Here is a 19453-nt window from a genome sequence, read left to right as displayed (position 1 = left end):
TATTAGATAAAGATATGTATTAAGCATAAATATATTAAGTGTGGATATTTTAGCCATAGATATATTAAACATAATGTATAAGTGAAATGATTGAGGTTGATACAGTGACAGAATTCGCTGCTGCAGAAGTTAATAAAAATAATTCGAGTGAACTTACTTTACTTGGTAGTGCACTTTTAGAAGCTCAGAAAGTTGAATTTGGACTTTACCTGGTAATTACACAGCTAACGGCAGAGCATAGCTGTGAAAAAGAAAAAAAAGTTCTGAGTATTACACCTGAGGCGTTTTTAAAAGGAAGCCCTAAAAAATTAGAGCTTGCTCTTAGCTCATACGAGCAAGCTTTTGGCGACAAATTGCCTATGAATACAAATGAGATTAAAGATTTTGTTTCGCACAGAAATCTAATTTCTAATAACTTTTGGCGTGTGACCGGAGCTGATGTTAAAGGCGGCGAAAAGTTAGCAAATCCGACGGCATATTTACAAGGCTTCATAACAAAATGTGAACAGTGGATAATCATTTTGAATAAACCTTTTTAAGGTTTCTCTCTCTTTATTGAGTTGAATGAGCAGTAAGATGATTAATAAGAGCACCTATAAGGGTGCTCTTATCGTTTCTGAACAGCATAAAGTGGATTTGATAGTTTGATATTTACTAAATTATCTCGCTGAGGTGGTGTACTGATGTTGTTAATATGTTAAATGTGGCTCAAGGGAACAGCTACTATAAGAAGATAGAATGCTAACTTGTACTAGAAGTCTCACTAATTTAATCATCAAGTAAAAGGATTTAGCGATGTTTCGCACACTACTCGTTTTTATGTTCGCTTTGTTTACCGCTTCAGCTTTTAGCGCTGAAGATGTGAAATATTCAGAGAAAGAGTATTTAGACCGACCTTTAATGGAGCGCTATATTCTCGATGAATTGAAGCAGCTTCGTTTTCAACAACAGGACTTAGAGCGTCGACTGACTATTCAGATTACCGATCGCGAACTTGAAGTCGCGGATAAGTCGCTAAATTATGTCAATGTTACTGTGACCTACTTTTTCTACATCATTGCAGGTGTAGCGTCGCTGGTGGCATTAATTGGCTGGCAGACGTTCAAAGAAATTAAACATAACACCAAGGAAATGGCAGATCAGAGACTGGATAAGATTGCGCAAGAATATGAGAAAAAATTCTTAGCTCTGGAGCGAGATTTAAAGCGTAAAACTCGAATTATTTCTGAGAATAACCGAGAGATCGAAATCATTAATGAGATACATAACTTATGGCTTCGTTCTCAAAGTGTTCAAACAGCTGAGCAAAAAATAGAAGCCTACGATGAAATATTAAAAATCCGCCCGGGAGATCTAGAAGCATTAACATACAAAGCGGACGCTGCGATGGAAATGCAAGAGTATCACTGGGCTATGAGCCTCTGTAATCGAGTATTAGAGGTGGATGACCAAAATGCTCATGCGCTTTACCAAAGAGCCTGCGCCTATGCGAGGTTAGGGGCAGAAGGGCAAGCCATTGATGATCTAGTTCGATCGATTGGAGCCAGTGGCTCTATGCGAGAGCTGCTTGCTGATGAACCTGACTTTGAAATGCTAAGAGGTCTGGAACGTTTTGAAGCACTTCTAGAAGAATAAATGTATTTCAATAGGCGGTTTATAAGACTGAAGCTCAGACTAGGACTTGCTAGTTCTGAGCTGTGAAATAGAGCAATATATTGGCTCGCTAGACTATAAATATAGAGCCGCTAAATCATGCTGTGACATTAAGCCAATACTGAGTCATTAAGCCTGTGATTAACCATTGAACCTATGTTGAGCCAGTAAGGTGTGATGGCTGGTCATTAAGAGGTGATTACTTGCAATTATGCTACGACAACAGCGGTTCCACTTGCTGAAACCATTAACATGCCATTGCCTTGTCCAAGGACTTCGTAGTCAATATCAACCCCGACTACAGCATTTGCGCCCAAGTCGCGCGCTTTTTGCTCTAATTCTTTAAAGGCGTAAGAGCGTGCTTTCTCTAGCTCCTTTTCATAGGTACCGGAGCGCCCACCGACTAGGTCACGAATGCCAGAGAACATATCTTTAAATACATTTACACCGAGAATGGCTTCTCCTGCAATCACACCTTTATAATTAACGATTCTTTTCCCTTCAACAGATTGGGTCGTTGTGACAATCATAATGATTCCTTATTAAATGACTTATTTTTAAGTAGATGTTATCAGTGCTGTTTTACATTGAAGCTTGGCTCCGGTTGAGCAAACTCATTTTGTAACCATGATCTTAGTTTTAACACACTTTCTTGCTTTAGTTTGTTTTTAGAGCACACGAAATAGAAGTCTTGATGTGGGTTCACAACGGGCTCTCCAAGTTCCACTAATGAACCTAGACTTATGTCATCTTTTACAAATAGTCGGTGAGTCACCAATATTCCCAGTGATCGTGTTGCAGCTTGCACCGCCTGTATGGATACATTGAAAGTTAAATGGCTATGGAAGTTGGGCAGTTCGAATCCATAGTTATCACACCAAACTTGCCAGTCGTGTTTTCTACGATTATTGACCACTCCAATGATTGGCTGACTTTGCAGCAGGGTTTTCAACTCAGCGACTAAGTTTGTATTCGCGGTGTCGTGGCTGCTTATAGTAGAAGAAATAGAAAGGTCAGTATTTGGGTTAATGGTATGAGCTTGAGTCACGGAAAGGTTTTCAAGTAATGATGGGCTACAAACCAACACGAGATCATCATTACCTAACTTTTCACAATGGAAATTTTGCCACTCATCGGGTACACCATGTACTAGAGCAATATCAACCCCTTCACTATCTAAGTTGAATGCTCCCGTTAGAGTAGAAATTCTTATATCAAGCATAGGAGAAAAAGCTTGGATGCTCGGTACTCTAGGGATCCACCAGTGCATCGCGAGTGAGTTAACCATGTTCAAAGTAATTCTATTTTCATTAGCGACGTGAGCCGCCTCTGCTGTCGCGTCAATGATCTGCTCTAGTGCAGGGGCAACCTTTCGGTAGTATCGTTTTCCGTCCTCATTTAGTACAACCCGACGACCCACTCTTTGAAAAAGTGGCTTGTTGATTTGTTGCTCTAGTGACTTTATAGCTTGGCTAATCGCTGAATGGCTAACAAATAAAAGACTAGCGGCTTCTGTCATGCTGCCTGTTTCTGCAACTGCGATGAAAGCGTAAATTGATTTTAAGGGAACGAGTTTTTTCATTGGTAAGTTTTCCTTACAGGTCTTGTCAATATTACTCGCTATTTATCTTATCGTCACTTTCTTAATATAAGCGCATTAGGAGGTGATAATTATGTCTGATATTACCAAAGCTACATATTTCATGCTGCTGTCGACATTCAGTTTGTCGATAACTGGCTTGTTATCAAAAAATTTAGCGCAATTAACCCCAGTTGAACTACTTAGCTTTTTAAGGTTTGTAGTGCCTTGTTTAATGTTGTTTGCCTTTCTCATGCTTACACGAATAAGAGTTATCCCTTCAACGATGCTAAAGCCATTGTTGATTCGTGGTTTTTGTATCGCAGCTTGTCAGTGGTGTTTTCTAACATCATTACAAACGTTATCTCTTGTTGAAGGAATTGTACTATTCAGCACGGGCCCTCTATTTATTCCTTTGTTAGAAAAGCTAATCTTTGGTGCCACCATAAGGTTATCAACCATATTAGGCTTATTGTTCACCTTTTGTGGCGTAATATTAATGGCGGGTGACTTATCTCATTTCCAATTTAAGAGTGAACTATTGTTTGGTTTATTGGCTGGGGGGTTCAACTCCGGATCGCAATTAAGCTTATATCGAGCATCAAAAAGTACTCTAACACCAGTAGAAACGAATGCTTGGACGTTTTTTATTGCTGGAATCATGATTTTTCCTATTACCTTAACAAGTGGCTGGCAATCGCAAGGGGACGGGCTGTGGGAAGCGAATAGCTTATTGGATTGGAAAGTCATTGCTTTTGTAATCTTACTTGCTCTGTTGACCATCAACACACAAATCTTTCGTTCAAAAGCCTACCAACTAGCTGAAAGTGGCTCTCAGCTTGCCCCGTTGATATTTACTAATCTGCTTTTTTCCGCAATTTGGCAAGTCATGTTCTTTGACGATAGGTTCACCGACCAGCAAATAACCGGGATAGTCTTGATTGCGAGTGCAAGCATGTTTACTACCCTATACGCCAAACGAATCAAGTTAAAAATGAGAGGTAAGCCGTTAGTTAAATCTGCTATGTAAGTAATTCTATGGCTTAGATTATGGTGCTTCACGCTATCTGATGACGATGATTAAGCGAGTTAACTCAATTAGTTTTAGTTGATTAAATAGCCTAAATAAAGGGGGAGTCAACTCGTAAATGTCTACAAATAATGCTGAAGGAATAATTTATAAATGAAAGCTTTATTTTACATAACAAAATCATATACTGGGCGAATAATAAGCAACAAAAAGTTGCAATAACAAAATGTAAATCAGCAGTCAGTTCATAGGGAGATTATATGGAAAAAAAGGACAGTTTGTTTCAAGTTCAAAGAGTTAAAAGGTTCAACTTCTCAGTTTGGACGGTGTTAACCGGTACATTGTTGGCGCGAACCAGTTACTTTATGGCTTGGCCATTTCTTATTGTGTTTTTGTATCAAGATTTTGGTGCTTCTGCGATAGAAGTGGGCGGGATGCTCGCAGCATCTGCCGTGGTTGGTGCCGGAACTGGGTTATATTCAGGTTACCTTTCTGACAAGTTCGGGCGAAAGTGGGTCATGGTATGTGGAAGCTGGGTGGCATCACTGGCTTATACTGGTATTGGTCTCGCAACTGAAATATGGCAGTTTTATATTCTAATTATTATCACTGGTTTAATGAGACCAATGATAGAAGCCCCTGCAAAAGCGGTGCTAGGCGATAATTTAGATGATCCGAAAGATCGTGAATTAGCACTGAACATCCGATATTTTTTACTTAATTTAGGTGGTGCATTAGGACCTTTGTTGGGTATTACTCTTGGTTTGTCGCATCCTCAAAATTTATTCTTTATTGCTGGTGCTACATACGTGGTTTACGGTTTTTGGTTATTATTTGGTATTGAACGCAACCAAAGTTTTAATAAACCAGACCCATCAACATTGCCTAACTTTACCGCGACACTGCATGTGATTCGTAAAGACAATATTTTTGTAAAATTGATGATAGCAAACTTCATCATGATGTTTGTGTATGCTCAGGTAGAGTCTTCTATACCTCAAGTTATTGTTCGGTCATCCATTTCAGATGCGGCTCAAATTGTGGCAGGGCTCGTACTCGTAAATACAATGACGATCATTATCTTTCAGTTTCCAATGCTCAAGTGGTTAGAGCATGTCCCTCTATTTGTAAGAACTCGTATTGGAATGGCATTGATGGCTTTGGCTCAAGTCGGCTTCTTGCTAACACCTGCAGACTGGCCGATTGGTTGGGCAATTGCATGTTTTATACTAAGTATGGGTGAGGTGATAGCTTTCCCTACATTAAATGTTCAAATTGACCGCCTTGCTCCTCCTCATTTACGTGGTTCATATTTTGGCGCGGCGGCTTTGTATTCTCTAGGTTTTGCAATAGCACCTTTAATTGGAGGCATTGTCATAGAGTCACTCAACTCGAATTGGCTCTTTGGGCTTTGTTTTATTTTGTGCCTAGTGATGATGTGGCTGTACTGGTTAGCAGAAAGAACTGAAGACAGTGTTCAGCGAGAACCCATTACCCAAACTTAGCTTTAAGTGGGATGATTTATTTCTGAATTCGGCTTTCCACGCCATTAAATACTATATTGATTGATAAGCCGTAATTCTGTTGATACAGTTTTGCGGCTTTCATTCTGTAAGCGTGCGTTTCTAGATCTTTCTTTGATGTACTCCTACCTTAATGATAGATGTAATATTATACCAAGTCGTATAATCAGATCCTTTATTCTGCCTTTGAGTGGGATGACGGTATAATGGACAATCAAAATTGTCGGTATAGTGTACGTATCTGAATATGTATCCTACCGGAATGATTTAGATTTAAAGATGAAGCTTGTTGCGTAAGAAAGAGATGTACTTTACGTATTTGAAAAAGATGTCGAGCTTTGCTTCATTGAAAAGTTGCAACAAGCTATTGATAGGGTTAAAACATATTAATTCCAGTGCGCAGTAAAATTGAAGTCACTGATAATAAATAGATAACACAAAGAAGAAAAAATATGAGTCAGTCTAACAGTACGATATTGACAGAAAGCGGAACAAATGAACTTGAGATTATTGAATTTCATTTAATTAAACAGCTACCAAACGGTGGTACAAAAACGTGCTACTACGGTATTAACGTTGCGAAAGTTCGTGAAGTGATTCAAGTACCAGACACGACGGACTATCCTAATGCTCAACCTCATATGGTAGGTGTGTTTTCTTCTCGTGACATTTTGACACCTTTGGTCGATTTAGGTGGCTGGCTTGGAGTTCGTACTAGCGGAAATATGGAGAAGAAATTCGTTATCGTGACTGACTTTAACAGAATGACGAATGGTTTCCTTATTGATAGCATTAGCCGTATTCACCGTATTTCTTGGAATGATGTGGAGTCACCAAGCCAATTCTTAGAAGCGGGTGAACAAGACTGCGTTGTTGCGGTTGTACGTAAAGATGGCAACTTGATCATGATCCTAGATTTCGAAAAAATCATTGCGGATATCAACCCAGAGTTGAGCATGGAGAAGTATGACGTCACGGTAGATAAGTCGGTTGATCTGAACCAGCGAATGATCACCAAGCGTAATGGCAAAACTATTATGGTCGTTGATGACTCTGCGTTTATCAGAAACCTAATTCAAGATACGCTGACATCGGCAGGTTACAACGTTATTGCTTGTAAAGATGGTGGTGAAGGTCATGACAAGCTAATGGAGCTTGCTGAATCTGCTAAGGCTGAGAATTTACCTATTGATGATTTAATCGATGCAATTGTGACTGATGTAGAAATGCCTAGAATGGATGGTATGCACCTTCTTAAGCGTTTACGTGATAGTGAAGCTTATGCAGTAACACCGATTGTGATGTTCTCATCATTGATGAGTGAAGATAACCGTGCAAAAGCGATTGCTTTAGGAGCAAACGACACGATCACTAAGCCTGAGATTGGCAAAATGGTGACGATGATGGATAAATACATATTCTCGTAACTCGACATGATTGATTCGAGATTTTGCTTTAGCCAACCTGGAAAAAGAAAAAACGAGCAGTGACGTGAAAAACCACAACCTAACTGTGCTATAAGTCACTTAGCTTACATTTAATTTGTGCCTTAGATTCATTAATGTTTTTCCGTTTGTAGGGATAATAGAAACGGCAATGTTCTACTAGAATATTGTCATTAGTTTTACAGTGTAAATGGCTACCAAGCCAATTTGTACTTCCCCTACATAAGGCAGCGAAAAAGCTGCTTCATAATAATTATGAAGGAATTGGATAATGTCTTCTGCATTCTATCAACAAATTCAAAACCAAATCGAAGAAGTAAAAGCTGAAGGTCTTTACAAGTCTGAGCGCATCATCACTTCTGCTCAAAAAGCTGCAGTTTCTATCTCTACCGGTGAAGAAGTTCTAAACTTCTGTGCAAACAACTATTTAGGTCTTGCTAATCATCCTGCGCTTATTGAAGCAGCCAAGCAAGGAATGGATGAGCACGGCTTCGGTATGGCTTCTGTGCGTTTTATTTGTGGTACTCAAGACTCTCATAAAGAGCTAGAGCAAAAGTTATCTACTTTCCTTGGTAAAGAAGACACGATTCTTTACACATCTTGCTTTGATGCAAACGCAGGCCTGTTCGAAACCATTCTTGGTAAAGAAGACGCTATCATCTCTGACGCTCTAAACCATGCATCTATCATCGATGGTGTTCGCCTTTGTAAAGCGATGCGCTTCCGTTATTCAAATAACAATATGGAAGAGTTAGAGCAGCAATTAATCGCAGCTAAAGAAGCTGGTGCACGCAATACTCTTATCGTTACTGACGGTGTGTTCTCTATGGACGGCGTAGTAGCTAACCTTCCTGCTATCTGTGACCTTGCTGATAAGTATGGCGCACTAGTAATGGTTGATGACTCTCACGCGGTTGGCTTCATGGGTGAAAACGGCGCAGGTACTCACGAGTTCCACAACGTTGTTGATCGTATCGACATCATCACCGGTACGCTAGGTAAAGCTATGGGCGGCGCTTCAGGCGGTTACACTTCTGGTAAGAAAGAAGTGATCGACTGGTTACGTCAGCGTTCTCGTCCGTACCTGTTTTCTAACTCTGTTGCTCCTGCAATCGTATCGGCGTCTATCCGTGTTCTTGACCTTCTTGCAGAATCTGGTGACCTACGTACTCAACTATGGGAAAACTCTGCTCACTTCCGTGCTCGCATGGAAGACGCTGGTTTCACTATGGGCGGTGCTGATCACGCAATCATCCCAATCATGCTTGGTGATGCAAAAGTTGCGGCTGAATTCGCCGAGCGTGCTCTAGAGAAGGGCATCTACGTTGTCGGTTTCTCTTTCCCTGTCGTACCAAAAGGTCAAGCTCGTATCCGTACGCAAATGTCTGCTGCACATTCTCGTGAGCAACTAGACAGCGCTATCGACGCGTTCATCCAGGTTGGCAAAGACATGGGTATCATCTAATTTTGAAAGGGTGCCTCGTGTATCCTTTGATTAGATAGAACATATCGATTTTTTGATTCTCGCCTCATGGTTAGGCGAGATGAACTAGGTAACATTATGAAAATTAAAGCACTTTCTAAACTTAAGCCTGAAGAAGGCATTTGGATGACCGAGGTTGAAAAACCTGAAATGGGTCATAATGATCTTCTTATCCGTATTAAGAAAACTGCAATTTGTGGTACTGATGTACATATCTACAACTGGGATGAGTGGTCACAAAACACAATTCCAGTACCTATGGTTGTAGGTCACGAATACGTGGGCGAAGTGGTTGGCATTGGCCAAGAAGTTCGTGGTTTTGAAATCGGCGACCGTGTATCTGGCGAAGGTCACATCACATGTGGTCACTGCCGTAACTGTCGTGGCGGTCGTACTCACCTTTGTCGTAACACAACTGGTGTTGGTGTAAACCGCACTGGTGCGTTCTCTGAGTTCCTTGTGATTCCTGCGTTCAACGCATTTAAGATTCCTGCAGAAATCTCTGACGATCTAGCATCAATCTTTGACCCGTTTGGTAACGCAGTACATACAGCGCTTTCTTTCGACCTAGTAGGCGAAGACGTGCTAATCACTGGTGCTGGTCCAATCGGTATCATGGCTGCTGCTGTTGCTAAGCACGTTGGTGCTCGTCACGTTGTTATTACTGATGTTAATGAATACCGCCTAGACCTTGCTCGTCAAATGGGTGTAACTCGCGCCGTAAACGTGATGGAAGAGAAGCTTGAAGATGTAATGGCAGACCTTGGTATGACAGAAGGCTTCGATGTTGGTCTAGAAATGTCTGGTAACCCATCTGCGTTCAACAGCATGCTGACTAACATGAACCACGGCGGTAAAATCTCTCTACTAGGCATTCCACCCTCAGACATGGCAGTAGATTGGAACCAAGTAATCTTCAAAGGCTTGGTTATCAAAGGTATCTACGGTCGTGAGATGTTCGAAACTTGGTACAAGATGGCGTCGCTAATCCAGTCAGGTCTAGATCTAACACCAATCATTACTCACCACTACAAAGTGGACGACTTCCAGAAAGGCTTCGACATGATGCGATCTGGTATGTCTGGTAAGGTAATTTTAGACTGGGAGTAGGTCACTACCGGTTTTGAATATCAGAAGGCAACAGGTAAAACTGTTGCCTTTTTTGTCGCCACTCTGTCGTCATTTTTAATAGGAAAATAATTTAAACTTATTACGTATAAAAGTTATTTGTTTAGTTTGGTTTTTAGAAAGCTAGACATGAAATAGATTTTCTCACTGCTTAACCCCCAAGCCAGATTCACTCTTCGGCTACCTTCTAAAGAAATATACTTACGCTGCTTCGATTCATTTTCCGTTACTCTGTTTATATTTTGCCAATCAAACCTTCTATACCAACCGATAGGACCAATCCCAATAAAAACCAGAGCATTACCATTATCGCTTGATACATGGGTACGACCGAAAAGACTCATCAAAGTGACACTGATTAAAACAATACTACCAATAAGGAATGGCAATCCGAAAAGAGAAGCTTCAAGGTCAAATTGACCGTTTGCCAACTGAGTCCCATAAATGCCCGAGAGAGAGCCGCCAGCCCAAACAGCAGTAAACGGAACTAAAAAAAGTGCAGACCAGCTTCGGTTGGAAGCTTCAATAGACCATTTATAACCGCTTTCAGTAACGTGAATTCCTTTAACGGTTTGAGTACTATCAAACTTATGATTCGGTGTAGTTTCAAGCAAGGATGAAAGAGAAGAAAGTGTCTCACAGCTTTGACAGTAAGCGGTATCCATTGCCACATTTATATTACTGGACTCAATTTTTCTAGTGCATTTTAAACAGCTTACTTCCATTTGGTGTGTTCCTTGATTTTGTCTATTCACTTTGCTGAACTGCAAACATCGCTCTGAAAAATTCAGGCCAACGCTATGACAAACTTAAAGACATGTTCCAATCAAATGGGTGGAGTTCTAAAAGTGCCATACGTTGGCTGTTATCTTAAAGCGTTTGTTGTTAGTCGATATTGCTAGTTAGATGTACAGTTACCCTTTATAGCGAGATCTACTTTTTTAACTTCGGCTTTACCCACTTTTTCATCAACTAACTCGAGACCTGCGCCACCCACAAAGACACCCATTTTTATGTATTGGTTGACAAAGTAAAGTCGACCTTCCTCCGTTAATAGTGTTATGTCATTGGCAGAAAACTCAGACTCAGTGCTCAATATATGTTCTTTACCACCTTCTACTTCTTGGTAAAAGAATACACCTGGGGCTGTCTCACCAAGGCAGTCTCCATCAATAAAAACATCTTTTTTAAGAGCTGCACCAACAGCTGAATCCGTGCGGTAAACGTAAACCCCAGCACTGCCATTTTCAGGAGCTTCAAATTGTTTTAGTTGATTGGATTTTGCAGGTTCCGCCGTTGGTACTGAAGCACAACCGGATAGAACTAAAAGTAGTGTGGAACAAATTATTGCTTTATTTTTCATTATTTTAACCTAGCTATTGATTTATAAATCGAATCATATAGCAGGGTTTTATAAAATTTCCATATGCATTTGAGTGTTTGTGATTCAGGTATCGTAATGGACAGTACTTATAGGCTAAAAGTTCACAATAGATGTTGAGGTGTTGATTCTTTGAGCACTTTTAATAAATGGATAAATGCGAACAGTAGAAGGGAAGCCACTGTTACCTTTTGCCATATTTTTACTGGTTTTGCTCTTGAAAGGAAGTGATGCCTAACTTGATAAGTTGGAAGAGAAAGACTGAGAAGAAAATTAATTTAAGGTAGGTATAAAAGGTAAAGAAACAAGCGCTAAAATTATATAGGCTCTGGCTTCTGACCATAAATGCCTTTGTACATTGAGTAGCCGATACAATATAAAACCACTTCTTCGACCTTTTCTCTGTCTTCTCCTTGAATCAAGCTAATCAGTCCATCAATACCTTCATTAGAGCTCACCAAGTGACGAGTGTTGTACAAAAGCTTTTGAGCATGAGGATCCGTAAGGTAGACCTTCTTCCACGATTCTAAAAATTTCTCTGGGCTGTCGTAGCAAAATAAAGGAACAATGACCTCTCCTACCTTAGGTTTTATAGCCTCAATAAGATCTTCTTTGTTTTTGAAATGCGTATTGGTACTAGAACGACTAATATTCGCTTCTTTTGCAATATTCGTAAAAGTGAGGTGTTCAAAACCTTCATTAAGTACGATACGAGCGGCGGTTTCAATAATCCGTTCCTTTGTTCGTTCAGAAGTCGCTCTGTTAACTCTTGGCATATTTCTCTCTCCGTAAAAGCATTGTGATTATACATAAAAACGTACACTTGTCATTTTGCTTATCGCCCTTATTTAAGCGGAGCTGAATGCGGAAATTTATATTAAATTTCAATGTATTAATTAAGGATTGTTTACTGGTTTATGAAAGAAAATATAAGTCCAAGGTTGATAAAGGGGCATGTCAGCTCTTAGTTTGTGTACTAGTAATTATAAGAGTGATTTTATTATTTTTAAAAATAGAATATGACGTCTGCTATTTTTTCGATCAAACTTCAAGTATTGTTGCCACATTTGGACTCAGTGATTAACACCAGCACGCAGGAGAAGCAATATGTATAAGAATAAAGCGATCAGAGCGGTATTGTTAGCTCTATCGATTTTCCCTCTGTCGGTATTTGCAAGTGACCTTTCCTTAACTAACAACAAAACTGACAAAGTAACCACCTACTCAATTGAACAACTAGAAAGCTTATCGACAGAAAAAATGATGACTATTACTCCTTGGAGAGATAAGGAAGATGTCTATGACGGTATCTATTTGAACGATTTGATTAAAATATATGGTTTTGAGGTGAAGAATATCAAGGAAGTGAAAGTAACGGCACTTAATGACTATTCGGTTGAAATATCCCAAGAGTCTTTATTGGACAAACGGTATTTTGCCGCTTTTAAAAGAAACGGTAAACGGATACCTGTTCGTCAAAAGGGGCCTATTACCCTCATATTAAACTTTTCAGACAAGTCTCAAGGTAACAATCTTCTAGATATTGCCTATGATCAAGTCTGGTTTGTTAGTGAAATCAAGATCATAAAATAGGACGTAAAAGTGAGAAGAATATTATTTACCTTAGGAATCTTATTTTCACTATCTGTTTTCTTTGTCACTCTGAATTCGATCCATAAAGCGCAAGTTGCTAAAGAAGAACAGTTCGTAGGCTACGTTGATGAAACAAGAGCTTCATACTGGGCTTCATGGAGATTTATTAAAGAGGTTTATAAGTACGAATCAAAGGTTCTTAACGCTATGCTCACGGAGCAAGATACGAAAGAAGCCGCGAGTATTGATTTTATATACGTGACGTACGACTTTTTAACCACTAGCCCGCACGTTATCGAAAGCCTTAGAACCATTGCTAAGAACGAACTTGAAGACAGTATCAACGTATTAGAAGTGGTGCATTTAGAGGCTGGTAAAGGCAATAAAGAGTCAATGTTAGCCATTCTAGACGCCATTAACATTATTAAAGTTAACTATGCGTCAGTCGTTCGTTTCCAGTTAAAAGGGGGGCAGTTTGATCAATACTTAAAAGAACGTAAAGCGCTTGGTGAGCGAGAAATTATGTTTAATTATAGTGTTACTGTTGGCTCTCTTCTAATGATTTGCTCACTCGTATTTATGGCTGCTAGGCTCAAAAGAGTAAAAGAAGTTTCTAGAAAAGACGCGCTCACTGGTCTATCGAATAGAAAGCACTGCAACGAATTAATGAATAAACGAATCACAGATAAGAAAAGACTGTGTTGTCTCTTTATGGATATGAATGGCTTTAAAGACGTTAATGACACTCTTGGACATGATGCCGGAGATCAACTGTTAAAGATTATAGCTAACCGTATTTCATCAAGCGTAAAATCAACCGACATATGCGCGAGAATAGGAGGTGATGAATTCCTAGTAGCGGTGGATGGTATAAATCAAAAAATTGCTTCAAATATCTCACAACGCATCATTAATGAAGTCCACAAACCCATTGAAATTGATGGTGAAAAAGTAGAGGTTGGAATATCGATTGGTATCGCTTTTAACGACGATGTACTCATTAATATGGAGTCTCTTGTTGCTGCTGCCGATTCAGCAATGTACACCGCAAAAAAAGAGAAAATGCTCCAGCGAAGTTCGTTTGTTCATTATCGAGCTTAGTAATCTCAGCCCCTCATGGGGCTTTAATTTTATCTAAAGCCATGTTCGGCTAGCACGACATATCTACATAGCTAACTACATAAATACTTACAGCAAATCTGTTCAAAAAACTGGCTTGATATTCCCCTTTTCGGTGACTGAAAAATCTCAATCAAAACACTGTCATGTTTAAAAATAAATAATGGACGATGTTTGTTAATTTTATTGGTTGTGTATAATAGCCCGAGTAGATAACTACTTTTGTAAATCATCAATAGCTAATTAGCTAGCCACGTCCGATGTACTTCTCTCAGGGCGTGGCTTTTTTTATATGGCCACTTTTGGAAAGGTAATTAGATGAAGTCTGTTTAGCTCTTCATTAGCAAAGAGTTAAAGAAGAAAATTGAATTTTGAAAAGTAGAGTAAATAAGTGATTGGCACTATTCACACCCAAAGAGTTCTATTTTACCTGGAAGGGGGATTACACCTTCGCTGACTATCGTCGTCTCCTTATCCCCTAGATAGCAATACCACCACGTTAAATCACAATATTAATACAGCCACGAAAACTGCGGATAAAATATCAAAGATAACCGCCGCGATGGTTTACAGCCTCGATAAAGAAAGCCTTGAATCGACAATTAAATCGCTGGCAGGTGGTGATGAAGAAATAAAGGCTATGGCGATTACCGACTCCGTGAGCGGAGATATTATTGCAAGCTACCTTTTAGAAGATCAGACCCCTAAATTTGGGGTAGATGTTCCTAAAAACCTTCGATCCTATTTTATTTACGGTTATTCAGAAATCGTTCATAACAATATGATCGTGGGTCAGGTTGAAGTGTATCTTAAGGATGAGGTGTACAGCTCTAGAGATAGATTTAAGATTTGGTATCTTGTTGCAGTATTTGGAGTCGTTATAGTTATTCTCTGGGCGGTATTCAAGCTTGTGTTAAGGATATCTGAGTCTAGTGATATCGATGTGGATTTTTCATCTAGTAACTTTACTCGAATAGCCGTATTTTCTGTCACTATTTTCGTAACCATTATCTGTGCCGTTGGCGCATCTTTATCTGATTCAAGTGAAAGCTATGAAACGAACAAAGCTTCTAGTGAGCTAAGCCAGTTCATTGTTGATTATAAGGTGAGTGTTGAAGAAAAAATGAAGGCAATGGCAAATACTTATTACTACGTTGCCGGTACTTCTGAATTCAAAGATTCGTTGCAATCTTTGCTCGAAACATCTAGCTCATCGCTCACCAATGATATCGTTGCAGAGCAGCAACGAATGGTTGAGATATTAAAAAAGTACTCTTCTTTGCATATTGGTGAGACCAGTTCTTTCTCTGTAATGAATACAAAAGGAGCGACACTGGCAAGCTATGGAGATTTAGTTGATGGAAGCACGTTTAATGATGACATCTACACTCATTTTTTAAGTGCGTTAGAAGGTAAGCCGTCAATATTTCCTGTTCGAGGGAGATATGACCAAGAGCTTAATCAATACGTAGGTAACTTGTACTTGTTAGTACCGATTATCAATGACAACTTGAGAGAAATTGTCATTGATAATCGTTACCAACATCGTCACTGATGAAATTGATTTCCCTGATAGTTATAAAAAGTATTTCCAAAATACCGGTGAAGTTATTGCTGTTGATTTAAGTGGCTCAATTTTGTCTCGGTGTAAGACCGGAAATTGCAGTGGTAACCTCAATATCCCTATGCCATCTAAGAATGGAGATTTAAGTCAGCTAATACGGACAAAAGATCACCTTGGTAATGATGTCTTTGTTGTCGCAAGTTGGCAGGATTCATTCGAAGCGGTATTTGTGGCAAAAATGGATGTAGATGAGGTTCTTGCTGAGCACTATGGTTTTAGAAACAGTATTGCTTTGATCATTGGGGCGATGACGCTTTTTACTGTTGGAGCAATCACTTTAACGATTCGGATTAGCTCGAGATCAAATAAAAAGCTGATAACAGCAAACAGAAAAATTATTGAAAGATTGGGCAACGCAGCAGAATTTAAAGATAACGATACAGGGATGCATGTAATAAGGATGAGCCATTATTCAAAAGCCATAGCAAAAAACTACGGTTGTACAAGTGAATGGTGTGAAGACTTATTAACGGCAGCACCAATGCATGATATCGGGAAAATCGGTATTCCAGATAAGATCCTTCATAAGCCCGATAAGTTAGATAAAGACGAGTGGGAAACCATGAAGGAGCACCCTGCATTTGGCGCAAAAATAATTGGTGATCACAACAGTCCTCTTCTTAAAATGGCGAAAGATATATCTATTGCGCATCATGAAAAATGGGACGGTTCTGGATACTCATATGGGCTATCGGGTGAGATGATACCTTTATCCGCTCGGATAATTGCGATTGCCGACGTATACGATGCATTAACTTCCGTTCGTCCATACAAAAGAGCATGGACAGATCAAGAGGCAAAAGACTTAATCATATCGGAGTCTGGCTGCCATTTTGACCCCGATGTGGTCAAGGCATTCATTCTGTCGTATAACGACTTAGCAGAGATAAAAGACAGGTATACGGATGTACAATGTAAGCCACTCTCTTAAGTGGTAAGCCCGGGAAGGTGCTTCCGATAATCTTACAGCTGTATGATTTACCAGCATTATTTTTTACCAAAAATATTATCGACAATGGCTAAATGCGTTCTGTGTAGCAATACCAAACACGCTCTTTTTAGCAATAATGGGGAAAACAAAGTGCTTACTATTAGGTTATATAAGGAATCAGATGCTGAAGCGTTGTGGGATCTTCACTTTTACACGATTCGAAATATTAATATTCAAGATTATTCGCAAGATCAGGTAGAAGCTTGGGCGCCAGAACGTGCTGACTTATCCGTTTGGAAAAGTGTAATGGAAAACTTATCGCCATTTGTCGCTGAAATTAATGGGGAGATTGTTGGATATACAGATTTACAGCCTAAAGGGCTCATAGACCACTTTTTTTGCCGTCATGACTACCAAGGGCAAGGTGTCGGAAAGGCACTAATGACTCATGTATTGAATATCGGGAAGCAGCGCGGGTTGGAACGTTTCTACTCAGAAGTGAGTATTACAGCCCGTCCCTTTTATGAACATTTTGGTTTTAAAGTCGTTAAAGAGCAGGAAATTGAAGTGCGCGGCCAGACGTTAAGAAACTTTGTAATGGCAAAATACATCTGAATCGTCGTATTAAGGCTCTTCATTTTTAGTATGACGCAAGAAGTTAGTCACTCGTTATCCACTCAAAACTACATCTATGAGCGTGCTTGAAAGAACGTGGGTTTATTACTCGAATATTCAATATGGTAGAGAATAGAAGAATAGAAGAATAGAAGAATAGAAGAATAGAAGAATAGAAGAATAGAAGAATAGAAGAATAGGAAGGCTAACACATGCAGTGTTAGCCTTTAATTGGATGAAAATTAGCTTACAGGATATTCCTAACTAGCAGCCATATTTTTCGAAAATATAACTCTCAAACTGTTCGCACATCTCGTCGTTGGATTTGATGTTACTTGCTAACTCTGTGCTGCCATCGACAATTGTGATTGAAGCTTGAAGAGGAGATGCTTCAGAGCGCTTTCTCGTGTTGAGTTGCTCAATTTTCTTTTGCTCTACAGCCCAAGCTTGCTCAGCAGAAAGGTTACATTCATCAGCTAAGTATTTAGCGTTGAAACCTTCACCTGTAAGGCTTTGAATGGTTCCGTTGTGGTTTACACTATTACCCGCATGCCAGTAATGCTCGGCAAGTAATGGACCAATTTCTGGGTTGTCAGTTAGGTAACCAAACTTCTCAGTGAAATAAGCACGAGTTTGATAAACCGCCATATGAGCAAGTAGATAACCTTGATAAGCACAAGAAGCTTCGTCAGAGAGCAAGTGAGGAATCGCCATTAGTGGGCGAGGGCTACAGTCTAACGCTAAGATTTGTTTTTCTGTATCACGAGCGAGTTTTGTTACGCGTTCTGGTGTTAATTCATCATCGCTAAGCAGGTACAAAGCACGTTCGAAGTAAGGAACAACAAGAATACTACGCTCTTGGAAAGCTTGGAACGGCTGTTTACTGTCGATCATCGCTTTGATGATGTCATCAGGAACCGCTTCACCTTCAGCGTTAATTGCGTATTGCTTCAACCAATCAGCATCATTCAGTAAGCTATCGCAAAACATTGATTGTGTTTCAGCGTATGCCATTGATGTTGGAGCAAACTCTTGAGAGAAGCATGGTGAATTCATTTTCACATTAGCAAAGTGTGCCGCATGGCCGCCTTCATGGAATAACGTGTTGATGCCGTCATAGCCACTGCCCATTTGGTCCGGTTTAGCATTGCTTGTAAAGTTAACTTTTGCAGCAACCCATTCGCCTTGATCGTAAAAAGATGGGATCGGTCCATGGCAGAATCCATTCGGATACTTACCTTTACGGTCCAGCAAATCTAGAGTTAATTCAGCGTCTGAGTAAGTAATGTTTAGACGACCAAATGACTCAACCCAGCGGCGTAATGATTTAGAAAACGGAACGTAAGGGTCGAGATCTCGCATCACATCGCCTGCGAACGAGAAGACAAAGTTATGCCCTTTAAGCGAAGAATCACCTTTGCTTTTCGCTAAGGTGTTTAAGCTGTTTTGGTGGCTGTCGCGAGTACGTTCTTCAAAGTCGTCCAAAATAGTGAACAGCTCTGAAGTGGTCATTTGTTCTGTTTTGACGATTGAATAATCGAAGAAAGTCTTGTAACCAAGTGAGCGGGCAAACTCGTTACGACGCTTTACAAGTTCAAGGAATCCATTTTGAAGTAACCATTGCTCTAAATCTAAGAAAGCTTGGTGTGCTGACTCTCGGACCGATTCTTTTGCATTGGTACGAATTGCTGAACTAAGTACGGGTAAAGAACCTTCAACCGACTGACCATTTTCATCTGTGTAGGTCATGATGTGGTTTTGTTTTTTCTCGAACAACTCAGCTTCAAACTTGATGAGTTCTGCTTTCAGTATTTGAGACTCTTCTGATTCGATTGCGTGAGCCTGAAATGTCGCAAGCCAACCTTGTAGCCCAACCAAAGTGCTTTGCTTTTCGGCTTCGTCTTGAAGTTGTTCTGCTTGTTCGATTTGATGCTTGATTTCTTTTATTTGGCTAGCAGCACTTAAGAATTCTGTCCATTTGGTTTGGGCTTGAGTAGAGCCATCATGGTCATCACTGATGCCCATATACGTTTCCCAGAAGAAGTTTTCTTTGGTTCTATGGATCGATAAATAACGTTGATTGAGATCGTTTAGGTATGCAGTAGCAGTCATCTTGTTCCCTGTAAATTGACGCTTAATATTATCGTCATTATGTCATATTAAATGTTAATGATGAGTAACCGATAGAAAGTTATTGTGAATGTAATTGTAAAGAGGTTTTTACTTTTAATAGGCACATAGACAAGAACTTTTACATACGGTACAGCAAGGGAAATTGTGTCCGTTTTTTATCTGCAATTATCTGTGAATTATTTATTGAAATTGAGCGCGGGACTACCCAATCGGCTT

The 19453-nt window shown here is 39.8% G+C and carries 18 protein-coding genes; 12 read left to right on the top strand and 6 right to left on the bottom strand.

Annotated features, from left to right (window positions below; all coding sequences use genetic code 11):
* Positions 1-86: 86 nt before the first annotated feature.
* Complete coding sequence (locus OCU78_RS20365) at positions 87-539, top strand: hypothetical protein (RefSeq protein WP_137373742.1); 453 nt, start codon at positions 87-89, stop codon at positions 537-539.
* Between the two features lie 256 nt (positions 540-795).
* A complete protein-coding gene (locus OCU78_RS20360) occupies positions 796-1635 on the top strand; it encodes a tetratricopeptide repeat protein (protein WP_137373743.1) in 840 nt (279 codons plus the stop codon).
* A gap of 227 nt (positions 1636-1862) precedes the next feature.
* Here the strand turns inward: OCU78_RS20360 and OCU78_RS20355 are convergent, their stop codons facing one another.
* Positions 1863-2183 (bottom strand): heavy metal-binding domain-containing protein, encoded by a 321-nt coding sequence (locus tag OCU78_RS20355; protein WP_137373744.1) that lies wholly within the window; start codon positions 2181-2183, stop codon positions 1863-1865.
* 41 nt (positions 2184-2224) lie between these two features.
* Positions 2225-3235, bottom strand: a complete 1011-nt coding sequence (locus OCU78_RS20350; RefSeq protein WP_137373745.1) for a LysR family transcriptional regulator — start codon at positions 3233-3235, stop codon at positions 2225-2227.
* 91 nt (positions 3236-3326) lie between these two features.
* On the opposite strand from OCU78_RS20350, the gene OCU78_RS20345 reads away from it, so the two are divergent.
* From OCU78_RS20345 to tdh, 5 genes are all read left to right on the top strand, one after another.
* Positions 3327-4262, top strand: coding sequence for a DMT family transporter (locus OCU78_RS20345; protein WP_137373746.1), 936 nt, complete (start codon positions 3327-3329; stop codon positions 4260-4262).
* A 260-nt stretch (positions 4263-4522) separates the two neighbouring features.
* Positions 4523-5767, top strand: a complete 1245-nt coding sequence (locus OCU78_RS20340) for an MDR family MFS transporter (RefSeq protein WP_137373747.1) — start codon at positions 4523-4525, stop codon at positions 5765-5767.
* A 470-nt stretch (positions 5768-6237) separates the two neighbouring features.
* On the top strand, positions 6238-7212 hold the full coding sequence (locus OCU78_RS20335) for a chemotaxis protein CheV (RefSeq protein ID WP_137373748.1): 975 nt from the start codon (positions 6238-6240) through the stop codon (positions 7210-7212).
* Positions 7213-7501: 289 nt separating this feature from the next.
* Positions 7502-8695, top strand: a complete 1194-nt coding sequence (locus OCU78_RS20330) for a glycine C-acetyltransferase (protein WP_137373749.1) — start codon at positions 7502-7504, stop codon at positions 8693-8695.
* Positions 8696-8791: 96 nt separating this feature from the next.
* The gene (gene tdh, locus OCU78_RS20325; protein WP_004730216.1) at positions 8792-9823 is read left to right on the top strand and encodes an L-threonine 3-dehydrogenase; all 1032 of its coding nucleotides are present in this window, start codon (positions 8792-8794) and stop codon (positions 9821-9823) included.
* 113 nt (positions 9824-9936) lie between these two features.
* Here the strand turns inward: tdh and OCU78_RS20320 are convergent, their stop codons facing one another.
* The 3 genes from OCU78_RS20320 to OCU78_RS20310 all read right to left on the bottom strand — a co-directional run bounded on the left by OCU78_RS20320 (position 9937) and on the right by OCU78_RS20310 (position 11998).
* On the bottom strand, positions 9937-10566 hold the full coding sequence (locus OCU78_RS20320) for a hypothetical protein (RefSeq protein WP_137373750.1): 630 nt from the start codon (positions 10564-10566) through the stop codon (positions 9937-9939).
* A 173-nt stretch (positions 10567-10739) separates the two neighbouring features.
* Positions 10740-11204: a DUF2846 domain-containing protein gene (locus OCU78_RS20315; protein ID WP_137373751.1), complete on the bottom strand. Its 465-nt coding sequence runs from the start codon at positions 11202-11204 to the stop codon at positions 10740-10742.
* 335 nt (positions 11205-11539) lie between these two features.
* Positions 11540-11998 carry a TetR/AcrR family transcriptional regulator gene (locus tag OCU78_RS20310; RefSeq protein ID WP_137373752.1) on the bottom strand — a complete coding sequence of 153 codons (459 nt, stop codon included), beginning with the start codon at positions 11996-11998 and terminating at the stop codon, positions 11540-11542.
* 331 nt (positions 11999-12329) lie between these two features.
* Between OCU78_RS20310 and OCU78_RS20305 the strand changes: the two genes are divergently transcribed.
* The 5 genes from OCU78_RS20305 (at position 12330) to OCU78_RS20285 (ending at position 17104) form a co-directional block, all read left to right on the top strand.
* Positions 12330-12815, top strand: coding sequence for a hypothetical protein (locus OCU78_RS20305; RefSeq protein WP_137373753.1), 486 nt, complete (start codon positions 12330-12332; stop codon positions 12813-12815).
* Positions 12816-12824: 9 nt separating this feature from the next.
* Complete coding sequence (locus OCU78_RS20300; RefSeq protein WP_137373754.1) at positions 12825-13916, top strand: GGDEF domain-containing protein; 1092 nt, start codon at positions 12825-12827, stop codon at positions 13914-13916.
* Positions 13917-14496: 580 nt separating this feature from the next.
* Positions 14497-15489, top strand: a complete 993-nt coding sequence (locus OCU78_RS20295) for a hypothetical protein (protein WP_137373755.1) — start codon at positions 14497-14499, stop codon at positions 15487-15489.
* The gene (locus OCU78_RS20290) at positions 15455-16489 is read left to right on the top strand and encodes an HD-GYP domain-containing protein (protein ID WP_240701744.1); all 1035 of its coding nucleotides are present in this window, start codon (positions 15455-15457) and stop codon (positions 16487-16489) included. Before OCU78_RS20295 ends, OCU78_RS20290 begins: the two co-directional genes overlap by 35 nt.
* Before the next feature lie 150 nt (positions 16490-16639).
* Positions 16640-17104: a GNAT family N-acetyltransferase gene (locus OCU78_RS20285; RefSeq protein ID WP_137373756.1), complete on the top strand. Its 465-nt coding sequence runs from the start codon at positions 16640-16642 to the stop codon at positions 17102-17104.
* Positions 17105-17368: 264 nt separating this feature from the next.
* On the opposite strand, the gene OCU78_RS20280 is transcribed toward OCU78_RS20285, so the two are convergent.
* Complete coding sequence (locus tag OCU78_RS20280) at positions 17369-19216, bottom strand: M3 family metallopeptidase (protein ID WP_137373757.1); 1848 nt, start codon at positions 19214-19216, stop codon at positions 17369-17371.
* Positions 19217-19453 lie beyond the last annotated feature (237 nt).

Source organism: Vibrio gallaecicus, from assembly GCF_024347495.1.
Lineage (GTDB): Bacteria > Pseudomonadota > Gammaproteobacteria > Enterobacterales > Vibrionaceae > Vibrio > Vibrio gallaecicus.
Note: the sequence above shows the minus strand (reverse complement) of the source record. Positions and strands in the feature narration are given on the sequence as shown.